The 21525-nt window shown below is 68.1% G+C and carries 19 protein-coding genes; 10 read left to right on the top strand and 9 right to left on the bottom strand.

Features of this window, described 5'->3' with window-relative positions; all coding sequences use genetic code 11:
- The first annotated feature begins 10 nt into the window (after nucleotides 1–10).
- Nucleotides 11–1147 carry a DUF819 family protein gene (locus ACJ8AT_RS08895; RefSeq protein ID WP_407737214.1) on the top strand — a complete coding sequence of 379 codons (1137 nt, stop codon included), beginning with the start codon at nucleotides 11–13 and terminating at the stop codon, nucleotides 1145–1147.
- Nucleotides 1148–1156: 9 nt separating this feature from the next.
- Here the strand turns inward: ACJ8AT_RS08895 and ACJ8AT_RS08890 are convergent, their stop codons facing one another.
- The 3 genes from ACJ8AT_RS08890 to ACJ8AT_RS08880 form a co-directional block, all read right to left on the bottom strand.
- Nucleotides 1157–2815: a hypothetical protein gene (locus tag ACJ8AT_RS08890; RefSeq protein ID WP_407737213.1), complete on the bottom strand. Its 1659-nt coding sequence runs from the start codon at nucleotides 2813–2815 to the stop codon at nucleotides 1157–1159.
- Nucleotides 2812–3630 carry an ABC transporter ATP-binding protein gene (locus ACJ8AT_RS08885; RefSeq protein ID WP_407737212.1) on the bottom strand — a complete coding sequence of 273 codons (819 nt, stop codon included), beginning with the start codon at nucleotides 3628–3630 and terminating at the stop codon, nucleotides 2812–2814. The genes ACJ8AT_RS08890 and ACJ8AT_RS08885 overlap by 4 nt, the downstream gene beginning before the upstream one ends.
- Before the next feature lie 123 nt (nucleotides 3631–3753).
- The gene (locus tag ACJ8AT_RS08880; protein ID WP_407737211.1) at nucleotides 3754–4239 is read right to left on the bottom strand and encodes a DoxX family protein; all 486 of its coding nucleotides are present in this window, start codon (nucleotides 4237–4239) and stop codon (nucleotides 3754–3756) included.
- A 417-nt stretch (nucleotides 4240–4656) separates the two neighbouring features.
- Between ACJ8AT_RS08880 and ACJ8AT_RS08875 the strand changes: the two genes are divergently transcribed.
- From ACJ8AT_RS08875 to ACJ8AT_RS08860, 4 genes are all read left to right on the top strand, one after another.
- Nucleotides 4657–5712, top strand: a complete 1056-nt coding sequence (locus tag ACJ8AT_RS08875; protein WP_407737210.1) for a type III polyketide synthase — start codon at nucleotides 4657–4659, stop codon at nucleotides 5710–5712.
- Nucleotides 5713–5802: 90 nt separating this feature from the next.
- Nucleotides 5803–7158 (top strand): NAD(P)/FAD-dependent oxidoreductase, encoded by a 1356-nt coding sequence (locus ACJ8AT_RS08870; protein ID WP_407737209.1) that lies wholly within the window; start codon nucleotides 5803–5805, stop codon nucleotides 7156–7158.
- Nucleotides 7158–8837, top strand: a complete 1680-nt coding sequence (locus ACJ8AT_RS08865) for an aminotransferase class I/II-fold pyridoxal phosphate-dependent enzyme (RefSeq protein WP_407737208.1) — start codon at nucleotides 7158–7160, stop codon at nucleotides 8835–8837. Before ACJ8AT_RS08870 ends, ACJ8AT_RS08865 begins: the two co-directional genes overlap by 1 nt.
- Before the next feature lie 103 nt (nucleotides 8838–8940).
- Entirely contained in the window at nucleotides 8941–9786 is an 846-nt protein-coding gene (locus ACJ8AT_RS08860) for a hypothetical protein (RefSeq protein ID WP_407737207.1), read from the top strand.
- Between the two features lie 96 nt (nucleotides 9787–9882).
- Here the strand turns inward: ACJ8AT_RS08860 and ACJ8AT_RS08855 are convergent, their stop codons facing one another.
- Nucleotides 9883–10392: a DUF427 domain-containing protein gene (locus ACJ8AT_RS08855; RefSeq protein WP_407737206.1), complete on the bottom strand. Its 510-nt coding sequence runs from the start codon at nucleotides 10390–10392 to the stop codon at nucleotides 9883–9885.
- Nucleotides 10393–10559: 167 nt separating this feature from the next.
- Here ACJ8AT_RS08855 and ACJ8AT_RS08850 point away from each other — a divergent pair, with 167 nt between their 5' ends.
- From ACJ8AT_RS08850 to ACJ8AT_RS08835, 4 genes are all read left to right on the top strand, one after another.
- Nucleotides 10560–10985 carry a gluconate 2-dehydrogenase subunit 3 family protein gene (locus tag ACJ8AT_RS08850; protein WP_407737205.1) on the top strand — a complete coding sequence of 142 codons (426 nt, stop codon included), beginning with the start codon at nucleotides 10560–10562 and terminating at the stop codon, nucleotides 10983–10985.
- Complete coding sequence (locus tag ACJ8AT_RS08845) at nucleotides 10969–12564, top strand: GMC family oxidoreductase (protein WP_407737204.1); 1596 nt, start codon at nucleotides 10969–10971, stop codon at nucleotides 12562–12564. Before ACJ8AT_RS08850 ends, ACJ8AT_RS08845 begins: the two co-directional genes overlap by 17 nt.
- Nucleotides 12565–12683: 119 nt before the next feature.
- A complete protein-coding gene (locus tag ACJ8AT_RS08840; protein ID WP_407737203.1) occupies nucleotides 12684–14243 on the top strand; it encodes a phosphatase PAP2 family protein in 1560 nt (519 codons plus the stop codon).
- Nucleotides 14244–14469: 226 nt separating this feature from the next.
- Entirely contained in the window at nucleotides 14470–15768 is a 1299-nt protein-coding gene (locus ACJ8AT_RS08835) for a hypothetical protein (protein WP_407737202.1), read from the top strand.
- Between the two features lie 22 nt (nucleotides 15769–15790).
- Here the strand turns inward: ACJ8AT_RS08835 and ACJ8AT_RS08830 are convergent, their stop codons facing one another.
- The 4 genes from ACJ8AT_RS08830 to ACJ8AT_RS08815 form a co-directional block, all read right to left on the bottom strand.
- Complete coding sequence (locus tag ACJ8AT_RS08830) at nucleotides 15791–16489, bottom strand: M23 family metallopeptidase (protein ID WP_407737201.1); 699 nt, start codon at nucleotides 16487–16489, stop codon at nucleotides 15791–15793.
- Between the two features lie 424 nt (nucleotides 16490–16913).
- A complete protein-coding gene (locus ACJ8AT_RS08825) occupies nucleotides 16914–17291 on the bottom strand; it encodes a response regulator (RefSeq protein ID WP_044190286.1) in 378 nt (125 codons plus the stop codon).
- A 130-nt stretch (nucleotides 17292–17421) separates the two neighbouring features.
- Complete coding sequence (locus ACJ8AT_RS08820; RefSeq protein WP_407737200.1) at nucleotides 17422–18363, bottom strand: amidohydrolase family protein; 942 nt, start codon at nucleotides 18361–18363, stop codon at nucleotides 17422–17424.
- A gap of 17 nt (nucleotides 18364–18380) precedes the next feature.
- Nucleotides 18381–18611 (bottom strand): hypothetical protein, encoded by a 231-nt coding sequence (locus tag ACJ8AT_RS08815; protein ID WP_407737199.1) that lies wholly within the window; start codon nucleotides 18609–18611, stop codon nucleotides 18381–18383.
- 315 nt (nucleotides 18612–18926) lie between these two features.
- On the opposite strand from ACJ8AT_RS08815, the gene ACJ8AT_RS08810 reads away from it, so the two are divergent.
- Nucleotides 18927–19196, top strand: coding sequence for a hypothetical protein (locus ACJ8AT_RS08810; protein WP_407737198.1), 270 nt, complete (start codon nucleotides 18927–18929; stop codon nucleotides 19194–19196).
- A 110-nt stretch (nucleotides 19197–19306) separates the two neighbouring features.
- On the opposite strand, the gene ACJ8AT_RS08805 is transcribed toward ACJ8AT_RS08810, so the two are convergent.
- The gene (locus ACJ8AT_RS08805) at nucleotides 19307–21394 is read right to left on the bottom strand and encodes a M3 family metallopeptidase (RefSeq protein WP_407737197.1); all 2088 of its coding nucleotides are present in this window, start codon (nucleotides 21392–21394) and stop codon (nucleotides 19307–19309) included.
- Nucleotides 21395–21525: the final 131 nt, after the last annotated feature.

Below are 21525 nucleotides of genomic sequence, written 5' to 3'. Positions count from 1 at the left end.
GAGTGTGCCGATGACGGTCATCCAGGTGCTGTGGTGCATCCTCTTTCCGGCGGCGGCCCTTTGGGCGGGCGAGCGCTACCGTGTGGCGAAGTTCTTCGGCCCGGTGACGCTCTGCTACCTGGCGGGCATCATCGTGGCGAACGTGCCAGGCGTGCGGCTGTCCTCGGAGGCCTCGCTGCACGTGAGCGAGGTCGCCGTGCCCCTGGCGATTCCGCTGCTGCTCTTCTCCTCGGACGTGCGCCAGTGGCCGAGGCTCGCGCGCTCGTTGATCATCTCGTTCGTGCTGGCGTGCTTCGCGGCGGTGGCGGGCGCGGGGCTCATCGGCTGGTTCTTCCGAGGACAGACCGACGAGTGGTGGAAGATTGCCGGCATGCTGGTGGGCGTGTACGTGGGAGGCACGGCCAACATGGCCGCCATCGGGCGAGTGCTGGAGGCGCGGAGCGAGACCTTCGTCCTGCTCAACGCGGCGGATCTGGTGGCAGGTGGCATCTACCTCATCTTCCTGCTCACCTTCGCGCAGCGGCTGTTCCTGCGCTTCATGCCGGCCTTCACCGCCACGCCCCACCACGAGCCCTTCGAGCACCCGGGCGAGGCGCTCAGCGTCTGGACGCGGCACCACCTCAAGGACATGGGAATCGGCTTTGGGCTGGCGGTGGCCATCGCGGCGGTGGCCGTGGGCGCGACGCTGCTCGTGTTCGGGAAGCTGGAGGCCAGCCCGGCGCTGCTCGGCATCACCACGCTGGGAATCGTGGCCTCCCTGGTCAAGCAGGTGCGGTCGCTCACGGGAGCCTACGAGCTGGGTGAATATGTGCTGCTCATCTTCTGCGTGGCCATGGGCTCGCTGGCCGACGCGCGGATCCTGAGCGGAGGCAGCGCGACGCTGTTCATCTACGTGTGGCTGGTGATGGGGCTGTCCATCGTGCTCCACACGGTGTTCTCGGCGCTGCTGCGCATTGATGCGGACAGCACGCTCATCTGCTCCACCGCCACCATCTACGGGCCGGCGCAGATTGGCCCCGTGGCAGCGGCCTTGAAGAACCGGGCGCTGGTAGGCCCGGGGCTGACGCTGGGGCTCGCGGGCATCGCCTTGGGTAACTACCTGGGGCTGCTGACGGCGTGGGGCCTGCGCTGGCTGGCGGGGGGCTGAAGCGGTTGACTACTCCCGCGTCACCGCGCGGAGGATGATCTCCCGGCGCTGATCCAGCACGCGCAAGGCCAGCGGCAGCATCAGCCGGTAGAGCACGGCATAGAGCGCCGCGCACAGGGCGATCATCGCCGCCGTCTGGCCCGTGGGGCCGCTCTTGCCCGCCAGCTTCATCGCCCAGCCAAAGGGCATGCACCCCACGCTGGCGGCGACGATGCCGAGCATGGAGGCGGTGAGGGGCAGCTTGTCCCGGCGCTTGAGGCTGGCGTGGAACTTCACCGGGAAGTACAGCGACAGGAAGTTGCCGGCGGCCAGCAGCATGGGCACCACGGCGGCCACCGACGCCATGGAGCACAGGATGTCCACCCACGAGCCGAAGCCGAAGTAGACGCGGTAGAACAGGCCCACCAGCAGCGCCATGCTCAGGCCGGCCACGCCCTGCACCAGGTTCTTGGCGCGCAGCACGTCCGCCAGCTCCATGGGCGCGGCCAGGAAGATGGCGAAGCCCTGCCCGTCATAGGCGAAGGTGTTCTGCGAGAACGTCGAGGAGATGACCACGGCGCCATACACGGACAGCCCGCCCATCAGCCACGCGTCCGCGGACTGTCCGAGCAGGTAGACGAACAGATCCCTCCCGGACAGCAGCTTCAAGAGGATGGCGAGCACGAACGGCACGGAGGTCAGCAGACGCGCGCGCGGGTTGCGCCACAGGTCCAGCGCCTCGCGGGTGAGGATGGTCCGGAACCGTGTCGACGTGCGAGCGAACGGATCCCGATCTCCGGACTCCTTCATGGCCGGCCCCGCGCGCCCCGCCTGGCGGTGGAAGCGCATGAGCAGCACGTAGGCCACCAGCAGGCCAATGGCGGTGAACATCCCCAACCCGAAGGTCTCGATCAGGGCCAGGCGCAGGCGCCCGTGAGCGAGCTGCCCCAACGAGTCCCCGAAGAAGCCCGGAGGCACGCGGCTCAGCGCGATGGCGGCGTTGATGATGAGCTCCATGTTCAGCGCGCCCACGCCGGCCTCGCCCACGGCGGTGAGCCACGAGGTGTCGACGGGAGGGATGAACGACGCGGCGAACAGGAACGCGAACAGTCCGCCGCCGATGATCTCGGCGCTGTGCTTCTCTCGCAGCACGTTGATGACGGCATGCAGGGCCACGCGGCTCCAGGCGGCACACAGCAGGGCGAACAGGACGTAGTTGAGGACGGCAAGCCAGGGGGCTCGCAGCGCGTTGACAGAGGCGTAGCCCAGGGCGGCGCCGGTGAGGGGCGCGTAGAAGACGAGGGCGCGAGGCTCGAAGAGGCTCGCCACGCTGGAGGAGATGAGCAGCCGGAAGGGCGAGATGGGGAACGGCGCGTACCGGCTCAGCTCCGAGTGGTCATCCACGCCCGCCGACAGCAGCGGCCACGTCACCCACACCGAGGTGGTGACGAAGCACAGCAGGTTGAGGATGAAGTACGGCCACACATTGCTCTCGGCCACGGGGCGCAGCCGCATGAGCCCGAAGGCGGCCAGCCCGAAGAAGAGCGCCGGAGCGCTGGAGCCCAGGAAGGTGGCCACCGCCAGCACCTTGCTCGGGCGTCCGGAGCCTCGGTTGAGGCCGATGTTCAGCCGCAGGCCCCACAAGAGCCACAGGTGGCGGAAGAAGCCGGGGACGGGAGGCGGATTCACGCGGACTCCCGGCGCAGGGGCACCACCGGGGCGGGGGCCTCGCCATAGAAGGACAGGCGGGCGTTGCGCGCGGCCGGCACGGAGATGAGCTTCTCGAAGACGGCCTCCAGCGAGGGCACGTCGTAGCGGCTGATCAGCTCCGGCACCGTGCCCTGATCCAGCATCCGCCCGCCGCGGATGATGCCCGCGTGGCTGGCCAGGCGCTCGGCGATCTCCAGCACGTGCGTGGTGAGCAGCAGGGTGACGCCGCGCCGGCTCAGCTCGCGGAGCAGCTCGCGGATGACGCCCGCGGCCAGCACGTCGATGCCCTCGAAGGGCTCATCCAGGAAGATGAGCTCCGGCGCGTGGATCAGCGCCGCGGCGATGGCCAGCCGCCGCCGCATGCCCTTGGAGTACTCGGCCACGAGCGCCCCGGCCTTGTAGGTCAGCTCGGTGAGCTCCAGCAGCTCCACGGCGCGAGCGGCGGCCTCGTCTCCGGACAGGCCGTACATGCGGCCGCAGAAGGTGAGGTACTGGCGGCCGGTGAGGCGCTCGAAGAGGCTGAGCTCCTCGGGGACCATGCCGATGCGGCGCTTCACCTCCATGGGCTGCTTGACGGCATCCATGCCCAGCAGCTGGATGGTGCCTCCGTCCGGCCCATACACCCCGGTGAGGATGGCGAGCGAGGTGGACTTCCCGGCGCCGTTGGGGCCCAGGTAGGCGTAGAAGGCGCCTCGGGGGATCTGAATGTCGAGCCCATGGAGCGCGGTGAAGCTGCCGAAGCGTTTGACGAGCCCACGGGCGTCAACGGCCAGGTCGGTGGGGGGAGGCGACATGTGGGGGCTAGTCTCGGTCGACTGAGCCCCATCCCACAATCCCCACCCCGGCGCCCGCGTAACCGCCTGGAAGTCCTGGGGCAGAGCCCTCTCCGGGGGCGTATCGCCACCGCTCCCGCGAGCTCACCCGGAGGAGGAGCCCTCAGGAGCGACGGCTACGGCGGGCGCACGCCGTGGGACAGGTCTCCACAGGAAGAACAGCGCGAGCACCATCAGGGAGAACTCCAGCGGCAACCTCCAGGGCTGGGCGGTGACAGCGACGCCGTGGATCTGGACCGGGATCCCCAGGGCATTGCGCAGGCCCACCGTGATGGTGGCCACCACCATGTCCATCATGAGTGGGAGGGCACACAGGCGCGTGAGGATGGCTGCGTAGGGGAGGAAGGGGCTGAGCAGCAGCCCCAGGCCGCAGAGCATCTCCACCAGGCAGACCATATAGGCGTTGAGGAGCGGGTAGGGGATGCCGACGGCGTCGAGGTACTGGGCGAAGCCCTCCGGTCCAGCGGGCAGGGATACGGCATGGTTGCCCAGGAGGATGCTGTCGAAGAACTTCATCTGGCCGAACGTGATGAAGAGGAGCCCTACCGCCCCGCGCAGCGCGAACCGCATCGGGGACTCCGCCGGCTTCGGGATGCGCAGCCTGGGAGGGGCCGAGCGCGTGCGGCGGCGCTGCGGCGAATGATTGTCGGCGGGACGTGAGGGGAGGGAGGAAGGGAGGGCAGGGGTGTATCTCGATCTGTATTTCATGGAAGCACCTTCGTTTCAAACCAGACCGGGAAGAGGCCAAGCATTTCGGGGTCGTCGTTGACCAGGAGGATGGTGCTCATCGGCTGTCTCGCTTTCATTCACAGTGCTTCTGAACAGACCGAGTGCTCATGGGTCCCGTGTGATGCGCGCGGAATAATTTGCGTGAGCATCGTCACGGAGCGGGGCTGGAAGCGTCACAAATAAAGATGAGGGACTCCATTCCATTGGCAGACCCACGGCCCACAGGGCCGCTGCTGCCAGCCCTTGGCGGAGAGCCCCATGCCCGACCTTCATCCCCGTCCGACCCTCTTGAGTCTGGAGTCGGCCTTCCCCTCCTTGAAGGTGACGCAGAAGGAGATGAGCGAGAGCCTGTCGACCGGGTGGTTCCAGAGCGTTCCCCAGGTCAGCCACATCATGGAGAGATCCCGCGTCCAGCACCGGCGCATGGCGGTGAGCCCCCGCGAGCTGATGGCCCGGGAGCGGCTGGGCGTGGGAGAGCGGATGGCCCTCCACGAGCACGCGGTGGTGGAGGTGGCCACGCGCTCGGCGGAGGCGGCGCTGAGCACGCACGATCGCGAGCGTATTGGCAGCCTCATCATGGCGTGCAGCACCGGGGCCATCAGCCCAACGCCGGACCTGCTGCTGGCCCGTAATCTCCAGCTGCGTCCCTCGCTGCGCCGCACCTTCGTTGCCAACATGGCCAGCGGCGCGGGGCTCAACGCGCTCTCGGTGGCCCTGGACGGCCTGGCGGCCCGCCCGGCGGATCGCGTGCTCGTCAACTGCACGGAGATCCACTCGGTCCACCTCCGCAACGAGCCCACCCGCGAACAGGCCGTCATTCACTCACTGTTCGGCGATGCCAGCATCTCGCTCGTCCTGGGGCTCGAGGAGCCCGGCGCGGGGCCGCAGGTGCTGCGCTCCCTCTCTCGACAGCTTTACGACGCGCACGAGCTCATCTCCTGGAAGCTGCTGGACGACGGGTTCCGGATGACGCTCTCGCCCGCGGTGCCCGCGCTGGTGGGCGAGCACATCGAGTCGTTCATTGGCGCGCTCCTCGGCCCGGAGCGCCTGGGCGTCCAGGACATCCAGCATTGGGCGCTCCATCCGGGGGGGCCGAAGATCGTGGAGCAGCTGGCCCAGAAGCTCAGGCTGAGCGACTCGCAGCTCCGCGCCACCTGGAGCATCTTGGGGGAGTACGGCAACTGCTCCTCCGCCACGGTGCTGCTCGTGCTGGAGGAGCTGCTCGCCCAAGACCGGCCACGGCCCGGGGAGTACGGCGTGCTCTTCTCCTGCGGCCCCGGGATGACGATGGAGGGCGCGCTGCTCCGCTTCTGAGCCCGCGCCCGGCCATCACAACCAACCCCTCCGAACTCAACCCCTTAGAGCCAGCGGAAGTGGCTGGCCTGATCTCTTTCTGGAGAAGACATGTTCGACATCATCGTGAATGGTGCGCGGTGTGCGGGGGCCTCGACGGGCATGTTGCTCGCGCGCAAGGGATACAAGGTCCTGGTCGTCGACCGGGCCACCTTCCCCAGCGACGTCGTCTCGACGCACTTTCTGTGGCCGCATGGCGCCTCGTACCTCAATCGCTGGGGGCTGCTGGGGCGGGTGCTGGAGGTGACGCCCTCGCATACGGTCGTCAACCTGGTCAATGAAGGCATCCCGTTGGTGGGCACCATCCCCGAGGAGCTGCTGCGCCAGTATTTCCAGCTCTTCCACGGGAATGACTCGGGCATTGTACAGCGCTACTGCTCGGTGCGGCGGCGCGTGCTGGACAAGATCCTGGTGGACGCGGCGGTGGAAGCGGGCGCCGAGGTCCGTGAGGGCTTTGCCGTCGACGAGCTGATCGAGGAGAACGGACGGGTGGTGGGCATTCGGGGGCGCACCCGCGAGGGCGCTCGGGTGGAGGAGCGGGCGCGGGTGGTGGTGGGGGCGGACGGGCGCAACTCCTTTGTCGCGCGCACCCTGAAGCTCCCCAAGTCGGATGAGCGCCTGAAGTGCACGTTCGCCTACTGGACCTATGTCTCCGGCATTCCGCTGGACATGGTGCACATCCACCGGCGCGGACGGCTCGGCCTGGGCCTGGTGCCCACCAACTTCGGCCAGCACATGGCCCTGGTGTTCGGGCCGAGCGAGTGGGGAAACACCTTCCGCCAGGACGTGCCAGGGAACTTCCAGAAGGCGCTCGACTTCATCAGCCCGGAGATCGGCGAGCTGATGCGCACTCGAGGCCGGCGCGAGGAGCGCTTCTACGGAACGCTGGATCAGGCGGCCTACCTGCGGCCCCTCTTCGGACCGGGGTGGGTGCTGGCGGGTGACGCGGCCTGCTTCCGGGACCAGTGCACCGCCACCGGCATGTCCCATGCCTTCCGCGACGCCGAGCTCCTCTCCACGGCTCTCGACGAGGGGTTTTCCGGGCGCAAGCCCCTGGAGGAGGCCCTGAAGTCCACCTACGAGGGCCGCCGGCGCGGCCAGGTGGCCTCCGCCTACTACGACTTCGTCTGCACCCTGGCGGAGATGAGGCCGCCGCGCCACGACGAGCTGATGCTCTACGTGGCGCTGCGCAGCAACCCGCAGGAGACCAACCGGTTCATCGCCACCATGTGTGACGTGGCGCCCGTGGCTGACTTCTTCCAGGCCTCCAACATCTTCCTGCTCACCGACGTGGCCAGGGAGAACTCGAGCCATCACGCCATCTTCGAGCGGTTCGAGGCCACCTCCCGGGCCTACCTCCAGAACCCCTTCGCGAGTCCCCCTTCTGCCATGGAGCTAGCACTGTGATGGAAGCCTTGAACTACTACCGAGACGACAACGAGCTCATCCACTGCCTTGGGGCCACCGCGGCGCGGGTGGAGCCCTACACGAGGGATCGCTCCTTCCATGAGGTGCGCGCGGATCCCCAGGCCCGCGAGGCGTTTCGAAGCTGCGCCCTGGAGCTGGGAGCCACCGCGGAGGAGACCTCCGAGATGCTCCGCAACTGGGCCACCCATGTGCCCTGGGACGGGCTCATCGCGCTCCGGCAGCAGGCCGAGGTGGCGGCCCGGGACGAGGCGGCGCTGCGCGGCATCTGGGACTTCCTCCAGCGGGAGCTGCCCGCCGTGCAGGCGGCGCTGGAGGGGTTGAGCGAGCCCACGCACCTGCGCCGGAGCGTGGACCCGGATGAGGAGTATGCGCTGGACAAGAACCTCAACGACTTCTACCACCCGGCAGGCAGCAACCTGCTGGCGCGCACCGAGGAGTTCTACGGCTGGGTCGAGGCGCGCCGCAGGACGGAGACGTGGCAGTACTCACGCCTGCTGGAGGTGGCGCCGGGAAGCATCGCCACCATCCGCAACGACACGGGGCGCTCCACCCGGGGCATCAACTTCAACTCTCAGGACTACTTCTCCCTCAGCGCTCACCCCGCCATCCGCGAGGCGGCCCTCCGGGCCCTGCACGAGTTCGGCCCGCACAGCGCCGGCTCGCCCATCGTCCTGGGTAACACCCGCTACTCCGAGGAGCTGGAGCGCGAGCTGGGCGAGCTGCTGCACATGGAACATGTGATGCTCTTCCCCACCGGCTGGGCGGCTGGCTTTGGCTCCATCGTGGGGCTGGTGCGGCAGGAGGACTACGTCGTCGTCGACAAGCTGGCGCACGCCTGTCTCCAGCAAGGCGCCCGTGCGGCCACCCGGAACATCTTCCGCTTCGAGCACCTCAGCCTGGAGTCCGTTCGGCAGCACCTGGTGGCCATCCGCGGCCGTGATACGCGCAATGGCATCCTCGTGGTGACGGATGGCTTGTTCTCCGTGGACGCCGACTGGCCGGACCTGGTGGCGCTGCAGGCGCTCTGCCGGGAGTACGACGCCACCCTGCTGGTGGATGTGGCGCACGATCTGGGGGCGCTGGGACCCGGGGGCAGCGGTGTGCTGGGGATGCAGGGGCTGCTGGGCCAGGTCGATCTGGTGATGGGCAGCTTCTCGAAGACCTTCGCCTCCAACGGGGGTTTCCTGGCGACGCGCTCGCCGGCGGTGAAGCAATACGTGAAACTGTTTGCTGGTAGCCACCTCTTCTCCAATGCACTCTCACCGACACAGGCCGCGGTGGTCCTGCAGTCCGCCCGCATCGTCCGCTCGCCGGAGGGAGAGCTCCTCCGTGAGCGGCTCTTCCGGGCCGTCCACGCGCTCCGCGATGAACTGATCGGGCACGGGCGAACCTGCATGGGCATGCCTTCGCCCATCGTGCCGCTGCTGATGGGCAACGAGAAGCTGGCGCGCATCACCAACCGCCTCCTGTTCGACCGAGGGGTGCTGGCCTTCCTCGTGGAGTTCCCGGTGACGCCGGTCGGGTCCGCGCGCTTCCGTCTGCAGGTGCAGGCGGCGCACTCCCCCGAGGAGGCCCGCCTGGCGGCCCGCATCATCGACGGGGCCATCAACGACGCCCGAGCCTACATGTCCAGTGCCTTCGGTACGGGGCTGGCGTGACGCCGGGCGCAACGACTCGCATCACAGCGGTGGGGACTCCGCTCTCCCTGACCGTAGGACATGCAGCAGCTGTGAACCCAGGGCGCTTATCAGGAGAAATGCCATGAAGATCATGAATGAAGAGCTGGAGTCAGCCGGAGGGAGCAGTCAGGAGGCCGAGCGGTACCCGCCGCGAGTCGAGTCGCGTGTCATCGAAGCCAGAGTGGTGACAGGGATCAACCGGCTGCTCGGCCAGCCGGTCCATCATCTCGGTGCGCTGGGGACCCTCGGCTTCACCACCGTCGCGGGCTTCAACGCCCATGGCAAGGATCCGATCCCCCTGACGTCGGATTCGGATCCGGACACGGTGCTGGCGAGCACGGTGGATCCGGCCATTCTCGCGGCGCTGGGGATTCCGCCTGGGAGCGTCGACCCCAAGCGCCTCAACGTCCGCCTCAATGATGTGGGGGTCATCACCAGCACGGATGGGACTCGGCTGCCCGTGCGGGCCCACCTCTCGGCGGGGCAGCTCGAGCCGAGCCGGGCAGGCTCGGCAAAGCCCATCACCCTGAAGCAGTGGCTGAGGGCGCGGGGCACAGCGCGGCTCCACTGCGCGGGCCGGGACGAGACGACCATCGAGATGGAGTTCGCCGGCCTCGTTCCGCGAGGCCTGTACTCCGTGTGGCAGGTGTTGGTGGGCTCGCAGGGGCCCGTGCCCTTGCCTCTGGGGGGAGTGCCGAACGTCGTCGTCACCGATGAATGCGGCCGGGGGACGTTCTCGGCCCAGCTCAACTTCTGCCCGCTCTCGCTCCTGCCGGGAGAGGTGCCGCTGGCCATCATCGAGGTGGTGTACCACTCGGATGGGGCACTCTACGGCGCCGTGCCCGAGCTCCAGAAGGCGGGGTTCCCGCCGGGCCTGGTGACGCACGTCCACCTGGACCTCCCCGTCTCGGCCCAGCCGGTGATGTAGCCCCTCTGCGCGCCATCCGCGGAAGTCGCAGCCGGCCACGCTCCTGAACTTGGGAGCGTGGCCGTCCTGTTGAAGCAGGCGCTCGCGGAGGGCCCGTCAGTACTCGCACCCGCATACATTCTCGGCGCCCGGCTCGCCCAGGAAGGGGCCCACCACTCGCGAGGTGACCCAGCCACCGAAATAGGAGTGAGGCTGCGGGGTGGCCTTCTCTCCATCCACCAGGCATTCATCCATGGGCGCGACGTAGAAGGCCACGTAGTCCTTCAGCATGGCGGCCTCGGGAATCGGGTCTGGGTAGTTCCAGGCCGCATCCTGGGCTTCCCTACCGTCGAGCACGACAGAGAAGTAGCGCGCGGTTCCCTTCCACTTGCAGAACGAGGTGCGCTCCGAGGGCACCAGCACTCCCGGCCGGATGTCCTCCCGGGGGATGTAGAAGCCGGGCGGGAGGCTCGTCTCCAGCACGCGCAAGGCGCGCCGGGTGTCGACGATGAGCTCCCCCGCGAACCGGATCTGAATGTGACCGGGGAAGGGCTCCACCCGAGGTGGCAGGGGGTAATCCCATACGGATTCCTGCCCGGGCCCTGGCTGAATGTGTTGAGACGGCATGAATTCCTCCTGTGGGGGTGACCACGAATGACTCACAACCGGTCTCCACCCTTTCAAGGTGCGGCTCACCTTCCGCCTGCCGCACCGTATCCGCGGCAACCGGCCAGGAGGCTCCCTCACAACCCTGCAACTCCTACTCACTCCTGTAGGCCAATGGAAACCGCCCTATGAAGAACCTCTCCGCGACGGACTATGAGACAGCCAATGCCATCGCTGCCACGCTGCTGCCCTCTGACGACATGCCAGGGGCAGCGGATACCCCGGTGGTCCCCATGGTCATCGGCATGTTGAAGGACCGGCCAGAGCAATTCGAGCTCTTCAGGTCCGCGCTGGCGCACGTCAACCAGCTCGCGCGGAGCACCTACGGGGACGAGCTGGCCCAGCTCCCGCCGCCGTCACGCGAGGCACTCGTTGGAAGCCTTTCCTCCCTGCCAGAGCTCGTCTCCTTCTGGCAGCTGTTCCGGACGCTGCTCATGCTGCGCTTCTACAGCATCCCCAAGGTCTGCCGCTCCATCGGGCTTCCCGGACCGAGCATCGATCAGGGCGGCCCCCCTCGCGGCCCGCCAGGGAGAGACCATGGCTCCCCTTCATGAGGCCCGAGGCTATGACGCCATCATCGTGGGGGCTGGAGCCGCTGGCTCCGTTTTCGCCTACGAGCTGACGAAGGCGGGGGGGCACGTGCTGGCCCTGGAGCGGGGCCCGCGCCACGCCCATCACCGAAAGGACTTCACCGAGAACGAGCTGAGCATGTGGCGGCTCCTCTGGGACAACAGCCACTACCAGGTGGAGGGCAACGGCTTCCACCGAACGCCCAGCCTCGGAATGGGGGTGGGAGGCGGTACCCTCTCATGGACGGCCGTCAGCGCGCGCTTCTCCGAGCGGGATTTCCACTTCAGGAGCCGCCACGGACAGCCCGCGGGCAGCTCCGTGGAGGACTGGCCCCTCTCCCTGGCCGAGCTCGAGCCCGACTATGACGAGGCCGAGGCCCAGATGGGCGTGGCCGGGCAACGAAGCCCCTGGGACTCGGAGACCCGGCGCGAGTACCCCAACCCGCCCATGGGCTACTACCCGTCATCGATGAGGCTGCGCGACGGCATGGCGAGGCTCGGCATCCGCTCCGCTCCCGGCCCGGTGGCGATCAACTCACGGCCCTATCAGGGGCGCGGCGAGTGCTTGCACTGCGGATACTGCCGCTCCGGGTGCCGCGTGGATGCCAAGTACCAGGCGGATCAGGTGCTCATCGCCCCGGCCCTGGCAACGGGGAGGCTGGAGCTGCGCACGGAAGCCCTGGTGACGCGGTTGGAGATGCTCCACACCGGGACGCGCGTGGATGGGGTGAGCTGGCTGGACCTTCGTACCCATCGCGAGCATCGGGCGTTCGCCAAGGTCGTCATCGTTTGCAACAACCCTATCGAGACGCCCCGGCTCTTCCTCAACTCGGCCAATGCCTTCCACCCCCAGGGCTTGGCCAATGCGTACGAGCAGGTGGGGCGCCACTTCTTCTGCCACCTGGGGAGCGTCGGGCTGGGTATCACGGACGACGAGCTGGACACGTCTGTCGGCCACGCCATGGGCAACCTCATGTCGTTGGACTTCCGCGAGAGCGGTCCCGGGCAGCCCTACCTGGGCGGCTTCTCGCTCTTGTCACTCAACGGAGTGGCGGCCAGCATTCTGGCAGTGGATCCGCTGCGCCGCTTCACGGGCCACGGGTTGAAGGACCGGATGAAGGAGTACAATAAGTCGCTCCTGCTGGCCTCGTTCAGTGAGGGGCTCCCCTCTCCAAACAATCGCATCACGGTCGATCGCTCGCGGCTGGATCCCTACGGCCAGCCGATTGCCCGGGTGAGCTACACGCTCCTGGACAACGATCTGCGTGTCTCCAGCACCGCGGTCGAGAAGATGGCGCAGGTGCTGCGGGCCTCAGGCGCCAGGGAGGTTCACGTCAACACGCCGGCCTTCGAAGCCCACCCCATGGGGACAATGCGGATGGGGACCGATCCCAGCTCCTCCGTGACGAACTGCCACGGACAGGTGCACGGCATCGACAACCTGTTCATCGGAGGAGCCTCCCTCTTCGTAACGGGCGGCTCCGTGCCTCCAACGCTGACGCTGCACGCTCTGGCGTTGCGGACCGCGAGATACCTCGCCCAGCACGCGTCCCAGTGGGCTTGAGCCCCGACACGGGCCACCCCATCACAGACACGGTCCGCGGAACTCCATCTGATCGTCTTGAAGGGTTGTTTCTTGGCGCGCTCGTTTGGGCGCGCGCCGCTATGCGGAGGAGGACGGATATGGACTGTGCAATCTATTGGAATGACGTTATCGATGATTTGAATGCTCGCGATCACACCGGGGCTCCCAACCCGGGAGATCAAGAGGGCCCGACCCGCACGTCACGCGCGGGCGCGCTCGCGATGCTGGCCCTCCATGATGCCTTCTTCGGCGTCCAGGGCAAGCCGACCACCTACCTGAACTCCCTTCCGGCGGCGAACCTCGGCGCCTCGCCTCAGTTCGCGGCCGCGGCCGCCTGCGCCCAGGTCCTGTCCTGGCTCTATCCCAAGCACCGAGCCTTCATCGATGAGAAGCTGGCCACGGCTCCGCGAGGGAATGGCGATACTCCCAGCGCCGCCACCTATGGGGCGGCTGTCGCGCAGGCGCTGATCGCGCTCCGCAAGGGCGACGATCGCTACGATGAGCGGCATCCGAGCCGGCCGAGCCATGTCGCGACACCCGCCTACGGCCATCACCGGGTCGATCCGACCAACCCAGGCCAGGGTTTCCTCTCTGCCTATTGGGGAGAGATGCCGTTCCTGGCCACGCCCGCGGCGGTCTACCTCGCTCCACCCCCCGGGATGAATGCCGCGGGAGTGCTGGATCCCACTGATCCCGCCTACCGGGCCCATCACCAGGAGATCTACGAGCGGGGCGGCAGCCCCTCTTCTCCGGCCACGCTCCGCACTCCGGAGGAGACTGCCATCGGTGTCTTCTGGGCGTATGACGGTGCGCAGAAGCTGGGAACCCCACCGCGATTCTACAACCGGATCATCAAGACGATCGCGAAGGACAAGGCGCTCACCGAAGAGCAGAACGTCCGGCTGCTGACGCTGGTCAACGTGGCGCTGGCGGACGCAGGCATCCACGCCTGGTATTACAAGTACCGCTACGATCTCTGGCGTCCGATCTTGGGCGTCCGCGAGCACACCCCGACCTATGGCCCCAGTGCGGAGCCTGGGGCGGCGCGGCTGCCGTTCTCGGATCCGTTCTGGAAGCCGTTCGGTGCGCCGAGGACGAATGATCCCAACCGGATTGGCTTCACGCCAGGCTTCCCATCTTATCCGTCGGGCCACGCCAGCTTCGGTGCCGCGGCCTTTCACGTGGCGCGCCTCTACCTCAAGTCGATCGGAAAGGCCCAGCTCGATTCCAACGGGTGCGACGACGTCACCTTCGACGTGGTCTCGGAAGAGCTCGATGGGATCTCCCGGGACTCTGACGGCAGCGTTCGTACCCGGCACGTCCGTCGCTTCTCGAGCCTGCTCCAGGCCATCGTCGAGAACTCGGTGAGCCGTGTCTACCTCGGCGTGCACTGGCGGTTCGATGGCACGACGGGCGGCTACGATCCGGGTGGCCAGGGCCCGTCAGCCAGGTTCGTCCCCGGCGCGGACAGCGTGGTGGTGCCGCGCGACGCTATCGGTGGCGTGCCGCTCGGGATCGACATCGCCGAGGCGATCTTCCGTGGCGGACTGAAGGCGAACCCGAGTGAGGTCAGCCTGGCGAATGGTCCGCCCGCACCGGAGGGCGAGCCCAGCGAGACGGAGTCTATGTACTGCCTGCATGGGAGCTGGAAGAAGTAACTCTTCAAGCTCAGGGACGGGCCGGGGCCGCGGGGGCAACCCCGCGGCCAGTGGCTCGAACCTCTGGGGAGATGGCCAGCCCTGTCGTGGGCGGAGCCTCGCCGGAGCGTTGGGTCGACTTGCGGTCACTTCATCTCGGAGACGCCGCGCCCCTCCTCCACTCGTGCCTTGGCTCCTTTTAGGATCTGGAGTTCAGTATCCCGCCCGATCGCTAAAGAGAGCCCGCATGGAGCCCAATCGACTGTCCAGCCCCGCCCCGCAGTCCGCCCCGAGCAGCCCGGATGCGGCCACACCCTCCGCGCCCAACACGCTGCGCGCACCTGTGCCCGGGTTCGGCTCTCCGGTGCCCGCCGAGCTCTCGCCCCTGGAGCAGAACCGGCTCATCACCCAGGGCTACCTGCGCATCGCCCACGCGATGCAGGCCATCATCGACCCAGACTTCCGGCCCGGGGGCGTCAGCCGCATGATGCCCAACTGGTTCGCCTTCGCCCCTCACGCCTCGCAGGAGGCGGGCAAGGGCATCCTGGGCGCGGACGTGGCCCACCGCATCATCGACGCCGCTCAGGGCGAGCCCGCGGAGTCCGTCCAGCACGCGCTGGATCGCGGCGGGATCCACGGCCCCCAGCGGCTCCTCCTCGAGGCGCTCTCGCACGCGCTGAACTGGTACGGCCTGCCGCGCGATGTGGCCGCCGCGCTCGCCTCGATGCAGGGCGCGTTGAACCTCGAGGCGCTGGGGGATCCGCGCACCCTGGGCATGACCGCGCAGCGCTTCGCCAGGCTCTACGAGAGCGCGCCGGGAGCCAATCCGCTCGCCAAGGCCGAGACGGTGGTGGTCACCCTGGAGCGCTGCCTCAACCAGGGCAACGTCTTCATCTACTCGGACATTGGCGGCTCGGGGGACTTGTACCTCACGTGGAGACAGGCCGTGGGCCCGGCCCCTGCCGCGCGGGTGCTGGAGGAGTTCTCCCGCCCCGGCTCCAAGACCGAGCAAGCCCGGCGCGCCTACACCTTCGCGCTGGAGCACGCTCAGGACGTGCCGCGCCCCTCGGACTTCGCGCGCCTGCTGCCGGAGGTGTCCTCGGAGAGCATGGTGGTGGCGGGCTTCGCCCTCTACGAGCAGGCCCGGCAGTCCCCGAGCCCCGCCGTGCGAGATGCGCTCATCGGCATCGCCAACAACTTCCTCGCGTACCAGGAGCAGTTCACCGCGGTGCAGCCTGCCTTCACGCCACCGGCGCCCCGCCCGGACGAGGTGTCCCGCCTCGAGCTGATGCAGGCGATGACTCCGCTGGTCCGCTTGCGGATGGGCCCCGCCGAGTGGAAGTTCACCGACTACGCGTCCACGCAGCGGGACCGGGATGGGCGGCTGCTCACCTCCAAGGCCACCGAGTACAACTGGGCCGTGTTCACGGACCGCTGGCCGCCGATCCTCCAGTCCTTCGAGGTGGGCTACGCGAACCCCGCGGCGCTGTGGGTGGCTCCCCCGCCGCTGGTCGGCCCGGACGGGCAGCTCACCGGCGCGGACTGACGCCATGGAAAGGACACGAGACTCACGCTCCTGACGCCGTCAGCGCATTCGTGGACTGTGTGGGGGCCGCCGGGGGCTCGGGTTCCCGTGCGAGCGGCTGCACCGGGAGGTGGGGAGAGGCGCGGCTCCGGACCGGATCCACCCAGGCCCCGGACAGTTTGACCTGATAGTGCAGGTGAGGTCCGGTGACGCGGCCCGTCTCACCGGAGAGCGCCACGGACTCGCCGGCCTTCACCTTCTGGCCCGGCTTCACCTCCACGAGCGACAGGTGGCAGTAGAGCGTCCGCACGCCGTCCCCATGGTCGAGCTCCAGCCAGAGCCCGTTCACGGGGCCCTGCCGCACCCGGACCACCACGCCGTCCGAGGGGGAGTGCACGGGGGTGCCCACGGGCACGCTGATGTCGACACCCCGGTGCTCCATCTCGCTCCCGAGGATGGGATGGATGCGCGGCCCGAACCCGGACGTCAGCCGCCAGGTCCGGTCCACGGGCCACGCGAGCCCGTAGAGCGTCGCCCACGTTCGCGCCTCGCGCACGTAGCGCAGGGCATGCACCTCTCGCCGTTTGAGCTTGCTCGCGAGCGTCACCAGCCCGATGCGATCCGGAGGCAGCCGCAGTCGCCGGCACGCGCGCATCACCGGCTCCGAACCGATGAAGAAGGCCGCGAGCGCCAGGTCCCTCGAGCCGTGCGCCATGTACAGCTCGCGCAGGGTGGCGACCATGTCGGGCTCCTCTGCAACGGGGGAGGCGAGGGCACTTGAGATGGGAGGCGTCAGGACGGGCGGGAGCGCTCGGGCGAGGATGGCGTTGCGTTCGTCGTCCGGGAGTACTTGCAACACCGCGCGCGCTCCTTCGGCCGTGGCCTGCAGCTCATCGAGATCCGGCTCCACCTCGGAGGTGGCGGGCCTGAAGAACCGGCGCTCGGAGTCCCAGAGGCTGGATGTGAAGGAGACCTCCGCCGGCCGCTGAACCGTAGGCGCGGGCTGGCATCCGGCGAGTGCGAGCCCGAGCGCGCACGCGCAACCCGTGAAGCTGAGAGCACGCAGAGGGAAGAGAGGGGAGATCCACAAGGCGGGCGCAGTAACACGCATGCGCTCGCTTCATTCACGCCTTGCTTTGGCTCGGCTGCCTGAGAGCCCTCCGGCCTCAGTGCATCAGGGACATCTCGGGCGGACCGACAATCTGCTGCACCGTCATCCGCACCTTGTCCAGGTCCACCGGCTTGGAGATGTAGCCGGCGGCGCCCACCAGCTCCGCCTCCCACTCGAAGCCGTAGCCGGAGATGATGATGATGGGGAGGTTGCGCGCGCGCGGCATCTTCTTCAGCGCGTCCAGCAACCCCCAGCCGCTCATGACGGGCATCCGCAGGTCCAACAGCACCGCGGCGGGCATGTCCCCCTCGAGCAGGTCCAGCGCCTCGCGGCCGTTGGAGGCCTGCACGGTGCGGTAGCCCAGTTCTTCGAGGGCATCGCAGATGAGCGTGCGGTGGCTCGCGTCGTCGTCGACGACCAGGATGTGCGACATGGTGAGGCCTCAGTGAGACAAGCAGCGGGGGTGTGGTGATTCTATGGGGGCCAAGATGGGATCGATCTCCTCATAGCGGAAGTGGGGGATCCAATTTTGAACACCCACTTATTCCCAGAGGATGTTCCGTTCAGGGCACCTGGCCGAATAGACGCAGTGCGTTCTGCCCCAGGAGCCCCGCCTCCACCTCGTCTCCCAGGCGCAGGGCCAGCAGCTGCTTCAGCTCGCGATCCCACGCGTAGGGCAGCTGGGGGAAGTCCGTGCCGTAGAGGATGCGCTCGGGGCGCACGTCCAGGGCGCGGCGCGGCAGGGCGATGGGGAAGAAGTCCGCCATGGCCATGGTCGTGTCCAGCCAGAGGGTGTCGTAGCGCTCCAGCAGGCGCGCGTAGGCGTCGAACTCGTCCGCCCCCATGTGGGGCACGCACAGCTTCAGCGTGGGGTGATCCTGGAGCACCCGCTCCACGCGCTCGGCCGAGCACAGCGCGTGCGGATCGCACGGGTAGTGGGGGCTGGCCGGCTCACGGCCCGCGTGCATGACGAGGGGCCGCCCGGCCCTGGCGCAGGCGGCGTACACCTCGTGCAGCGCGGGGGCATCCGGGGAGAAGCACTGGACATGGCAGTGCAGCTTCACGCCCTGGAGCCCCGCGGCGAAGGCCTCCGAGAGGATCTCCGTGGCGCCCTCCTCGCCGGGCAGCACCGTGGCGAGCCCCAGCACGCGCGGCTCGGCGCGGACCACCTCGGCCATGTACTGGTTGAGGAAGCGCGCCATGCCCGGCTTGTGCGAGTAGGCCAGCGCCACCACCCGGCTCACCCCGCGCGAGAGCAGGAAGGACACCACCTCGGGGGTGTGCAGCTTGTAGCGGATGGGCCAGCCGTACTGCTCGAACCAGCGCCAGGTGGCCTCGAAGACGCGATCCGGAAACAGGTGCACGTGGGCATCCACCACCGGCGGCAGGCCCTCGGGGAGCCGGGGGCCTTCCTCGTCATTCACCGCGGGCAGCGGCACGGAGCGGCTGGGATCCAGCCAGGCGGAGATGGCGCCCAGACACGCCGGAGCATCATGCGGGTGCATACCGGGCGGGCGCTCCGCTACTCCTTCTTCGGCTCGGGGCCGGGCGGCTGATCCACGCGCCGGAGGAAGTTGTTCTGCTGCGAGTAGCCCTGGCGTTGCAGGCGCTGGGCCTCGATGAGGTCCGCGACCTTGGCGCACACCTGCCCGAGCGTCCGCAGGGAGTCCGCGAGCAGCTTCTCCACCTGATCCTGGGCGTCCGGCCGCTTGAGGACGCTCCTGTCGCGGCGGAACGGCAGTGGCAACTTCATTGGCTCAATCTAAGGGAAGCCCCGCCCCGGTGCTATCGCTCGGAGGGAGGAGCGCGCAAAACGGGGGCGGGGAGCGCCTGATCGGACGTTCGTTCACTTGACACGAGGGGGAGACCATCAACAGGTTTACAAACTGGCAAATTTACAACATTCGTCCCAGGCGGCCGGAGAGGGGTTCGGGAAAGCCCCAGGGTGGATCCCAATCGCTCGAAATCATGGGGTTTTAACGAATTTTCAAGGGGGGGGTGACGCCGAGTTAATAAGTGCTTACAGTGGTTCCCACCTGAGACCCACTTTTCAACGGGGGACTGCGCGATGGCTTACGACGGCGAGCTTGTGAAGATGGAGAACGGTCGCTGGGCGCGGTTCCAGCGGTGCCGGGTGTACCGGCCTGGCGTCGAGGACGCGGGCGAGACGATGCTGCTGATCGCGGTGGAGCTCGAGGAGCGCTACCAGCGGATGCTGGACGCGGTGTCGGACTCGCTGGCCCAGTACCGGCGGCAGGGCATCCCGGTGCAGGTGCGCATGGACGAGGTCCAGGGCGTCACGCTGCAGCCGGAGCAGGCTTCGGCCAACCTTCACTGAGGGTCTCGCCCTCTGGTGGGCGAGCCTCTGTTCACGATTTCACAATGCTGGGGCCCCGTACCGAAGCAGGTGCGGGGCCCCACTTTTTTACGACGCGGCGCGGCTGAGGCTCAGGTGCCGTTCAGCCAGTGCTCGTAGGCGTCGAAGCCGTAGTCGCGGCCCAGGAAGTCCTTCACCAGCAGCGCGGCGTCCTTGGTGCCTCCGGGCTCGAGCACGGCGCGGCGGTAGCTCAGCGCGGGCGCGGGGTTCATCAGCCCCTCGGCCTGGAAGCGGGTGAACAGGTCCTTCGCGATCACCAGCGACCACATATAGGTGTAGTAGGCGGCCGAGTACCCATCCAGGTGTCCAAAGGACAGCTGGAAGTACGTGTCCGGGGCGTACTTGAAGGGCGTGTAGCGCTCCTGGAGCTGCTTCACCAGGGCGGTGGTGTCCAGGCCCTGGGGGTCGCGGTTGTAGAAGTTGAGGCTGGTGGCCGCGTAGAACATCTGCTGGCGCACCCAGAGGCCCTTGCCGAACTCGTCCGCCTTCTTCATGCGGTGGATGACGTCCGTGGGGAGCGGCTCGTTGCTCTGGTAGTGCTTGGCGAAGAGCTGGAGCGACTCGGGGGCCCAGGCCCATTCCTCGAGCATCTGCGAGGGCGCCTCGACGAAGTCCAGCTCGGTGCGAGTGCCGGACAGGCCCGCCCAGCGCGCGCGGCCGCCGAGGATGTGGTGCAGCAGGTGGCCGAACTCGTGGAAGAAGGTCTGCACGTCGCTGTGCTGCATGAGCGCGGGCTCGGCGCCGGGCTTGGGGAAGTTGCACATCAGCACGCCCTCGGGGAGCGTCTTGCCGGCCTTGCCGCTGGCCATGTCCCACTGCGCCGCGTGCTTGTACTTGTTCTCGCGCGGGTGCATGTCCAGGAAGATGCGGCCCAGGAGCGTGGCGCCCTCGTAGACGTCATACGTCTCGATGTCCGGGGCCCACACCTTGGCGTCTGGCACGGCCTTGAAGGTGATGCCGAACATGCGCGAGGTGATGCCCAGCACGCCGTCGCGCACGCGCGTGTACTCGAAATAGGGGCGCACCGCCTGCGAGTCGAAGCTGTACTGCTCGGCTTTGATCCGGTCCTCCAGGTACGACTGATCCCACGGGTTGACGACGGTGGCCTTGGGGTCGTCCTTGCGCTTGCGCGCGAGCAGCGCCTCGTAGTCGCTCTTGGCGCGGGCGGCCGAGGCGGTGGTGATCTTCTCGATGAACTCCGCGGCGGCCTTCTCGCTGCGGATCATCTTGTCCTCGGTGGTGTAGGCGGCCCAGCTCGGGTAGCCGAGCAGCGTGGCCAGCTCGTGGCGCTTGGAGATGAGGCGCGAGAGGGTGTCCAGGTTCTTCGGGTAGCCGCGCTGGCGGTAGACGCGCCAGAGGGCCTCGCGCGCCTTGGCGCTCTGGGCGTACGCCAGGAAGGGCACGTAGTCCGGATAGTCGGTGGTGATCTTCACCTTGCCGTTGGGGCCGGGCTTGTGGGCCTGGACGTAGTCCTGGGGCAGGCCCGCGAGCTCCTTGGGGTCCAGCTCCACGAAGCGCACGTCCTCGCGGATGTTGCGGCCAAAGTCCTGGCCAATGCGGGTGAGCTCCCCGTTGAGCGCGACAACCTTGGCGCGCGTGGCCTCGTCGCGGTCCACGCCAGCGCGGCGGAAGTTGCGCAGCTCGTGGGCCACGTAGTGCCGCGTCGCATCATCCTGCTGGCTCAAGTCGAGGCTGGTGAGCACGTCATAGACGCCGCGATCCAGGTTGATCTCGGTGGTGGCCTTCTCCACCGCGGACTCGCAGTCCTGGGAGGCGTTGCGCACGGCCTCGTCCGGGTGCGAGTTGGTGGCGATCGCCGAGCGCCCGGCGGCGTTCGCGAGCAGGGCGCTGGCATCGTCGTAGATCTCGAGCGCCGCGACGGTGTCCCGAGGCGCGGGCAGGGCCTTGAAGCGGGCGATGCCCTCTCGGGCCTTCTGGATGTCCTGCTGGCACGAGGCTCGGAACTCCGCGGCGGTGCCCGTCAGATAATGCGCCGCGTCGGGGACGAGCGGAGCGGGGCGGGCAGCGGCCTCCGGCGCAGCAGCCGCCGGTGCAGGCGTGGGCTGGGCGGTGGGGTGGGCTTCCGGGGTGTTGGCGGTGGAACTGGCGCACCCTGCAAGCGCAGAGGCGGCGACGAGAGCGAGAGTGAGACGACGCACGGGGTGGGACCCCTCCAGAGGGTGAGATGGTTCTCTTCAACCCGGTACCAGGAGGGGCATTCCCATGCCCGTCCCCTGACCGGGCAGTCAGGTTACAGGGCGACTCGGGCCGCGAAATATTTCTTCATGGA

The organism is Hyalangium sp. (assembly GCF_045802625.1).
GTDB lineage: Bacteria > Myxococcota > Myxococcia > Myxococcales > Myxococcaceae > Hyalangium.
This window is presented reverse-complemented; position numbering and strand designations above follow the sequence as displayed.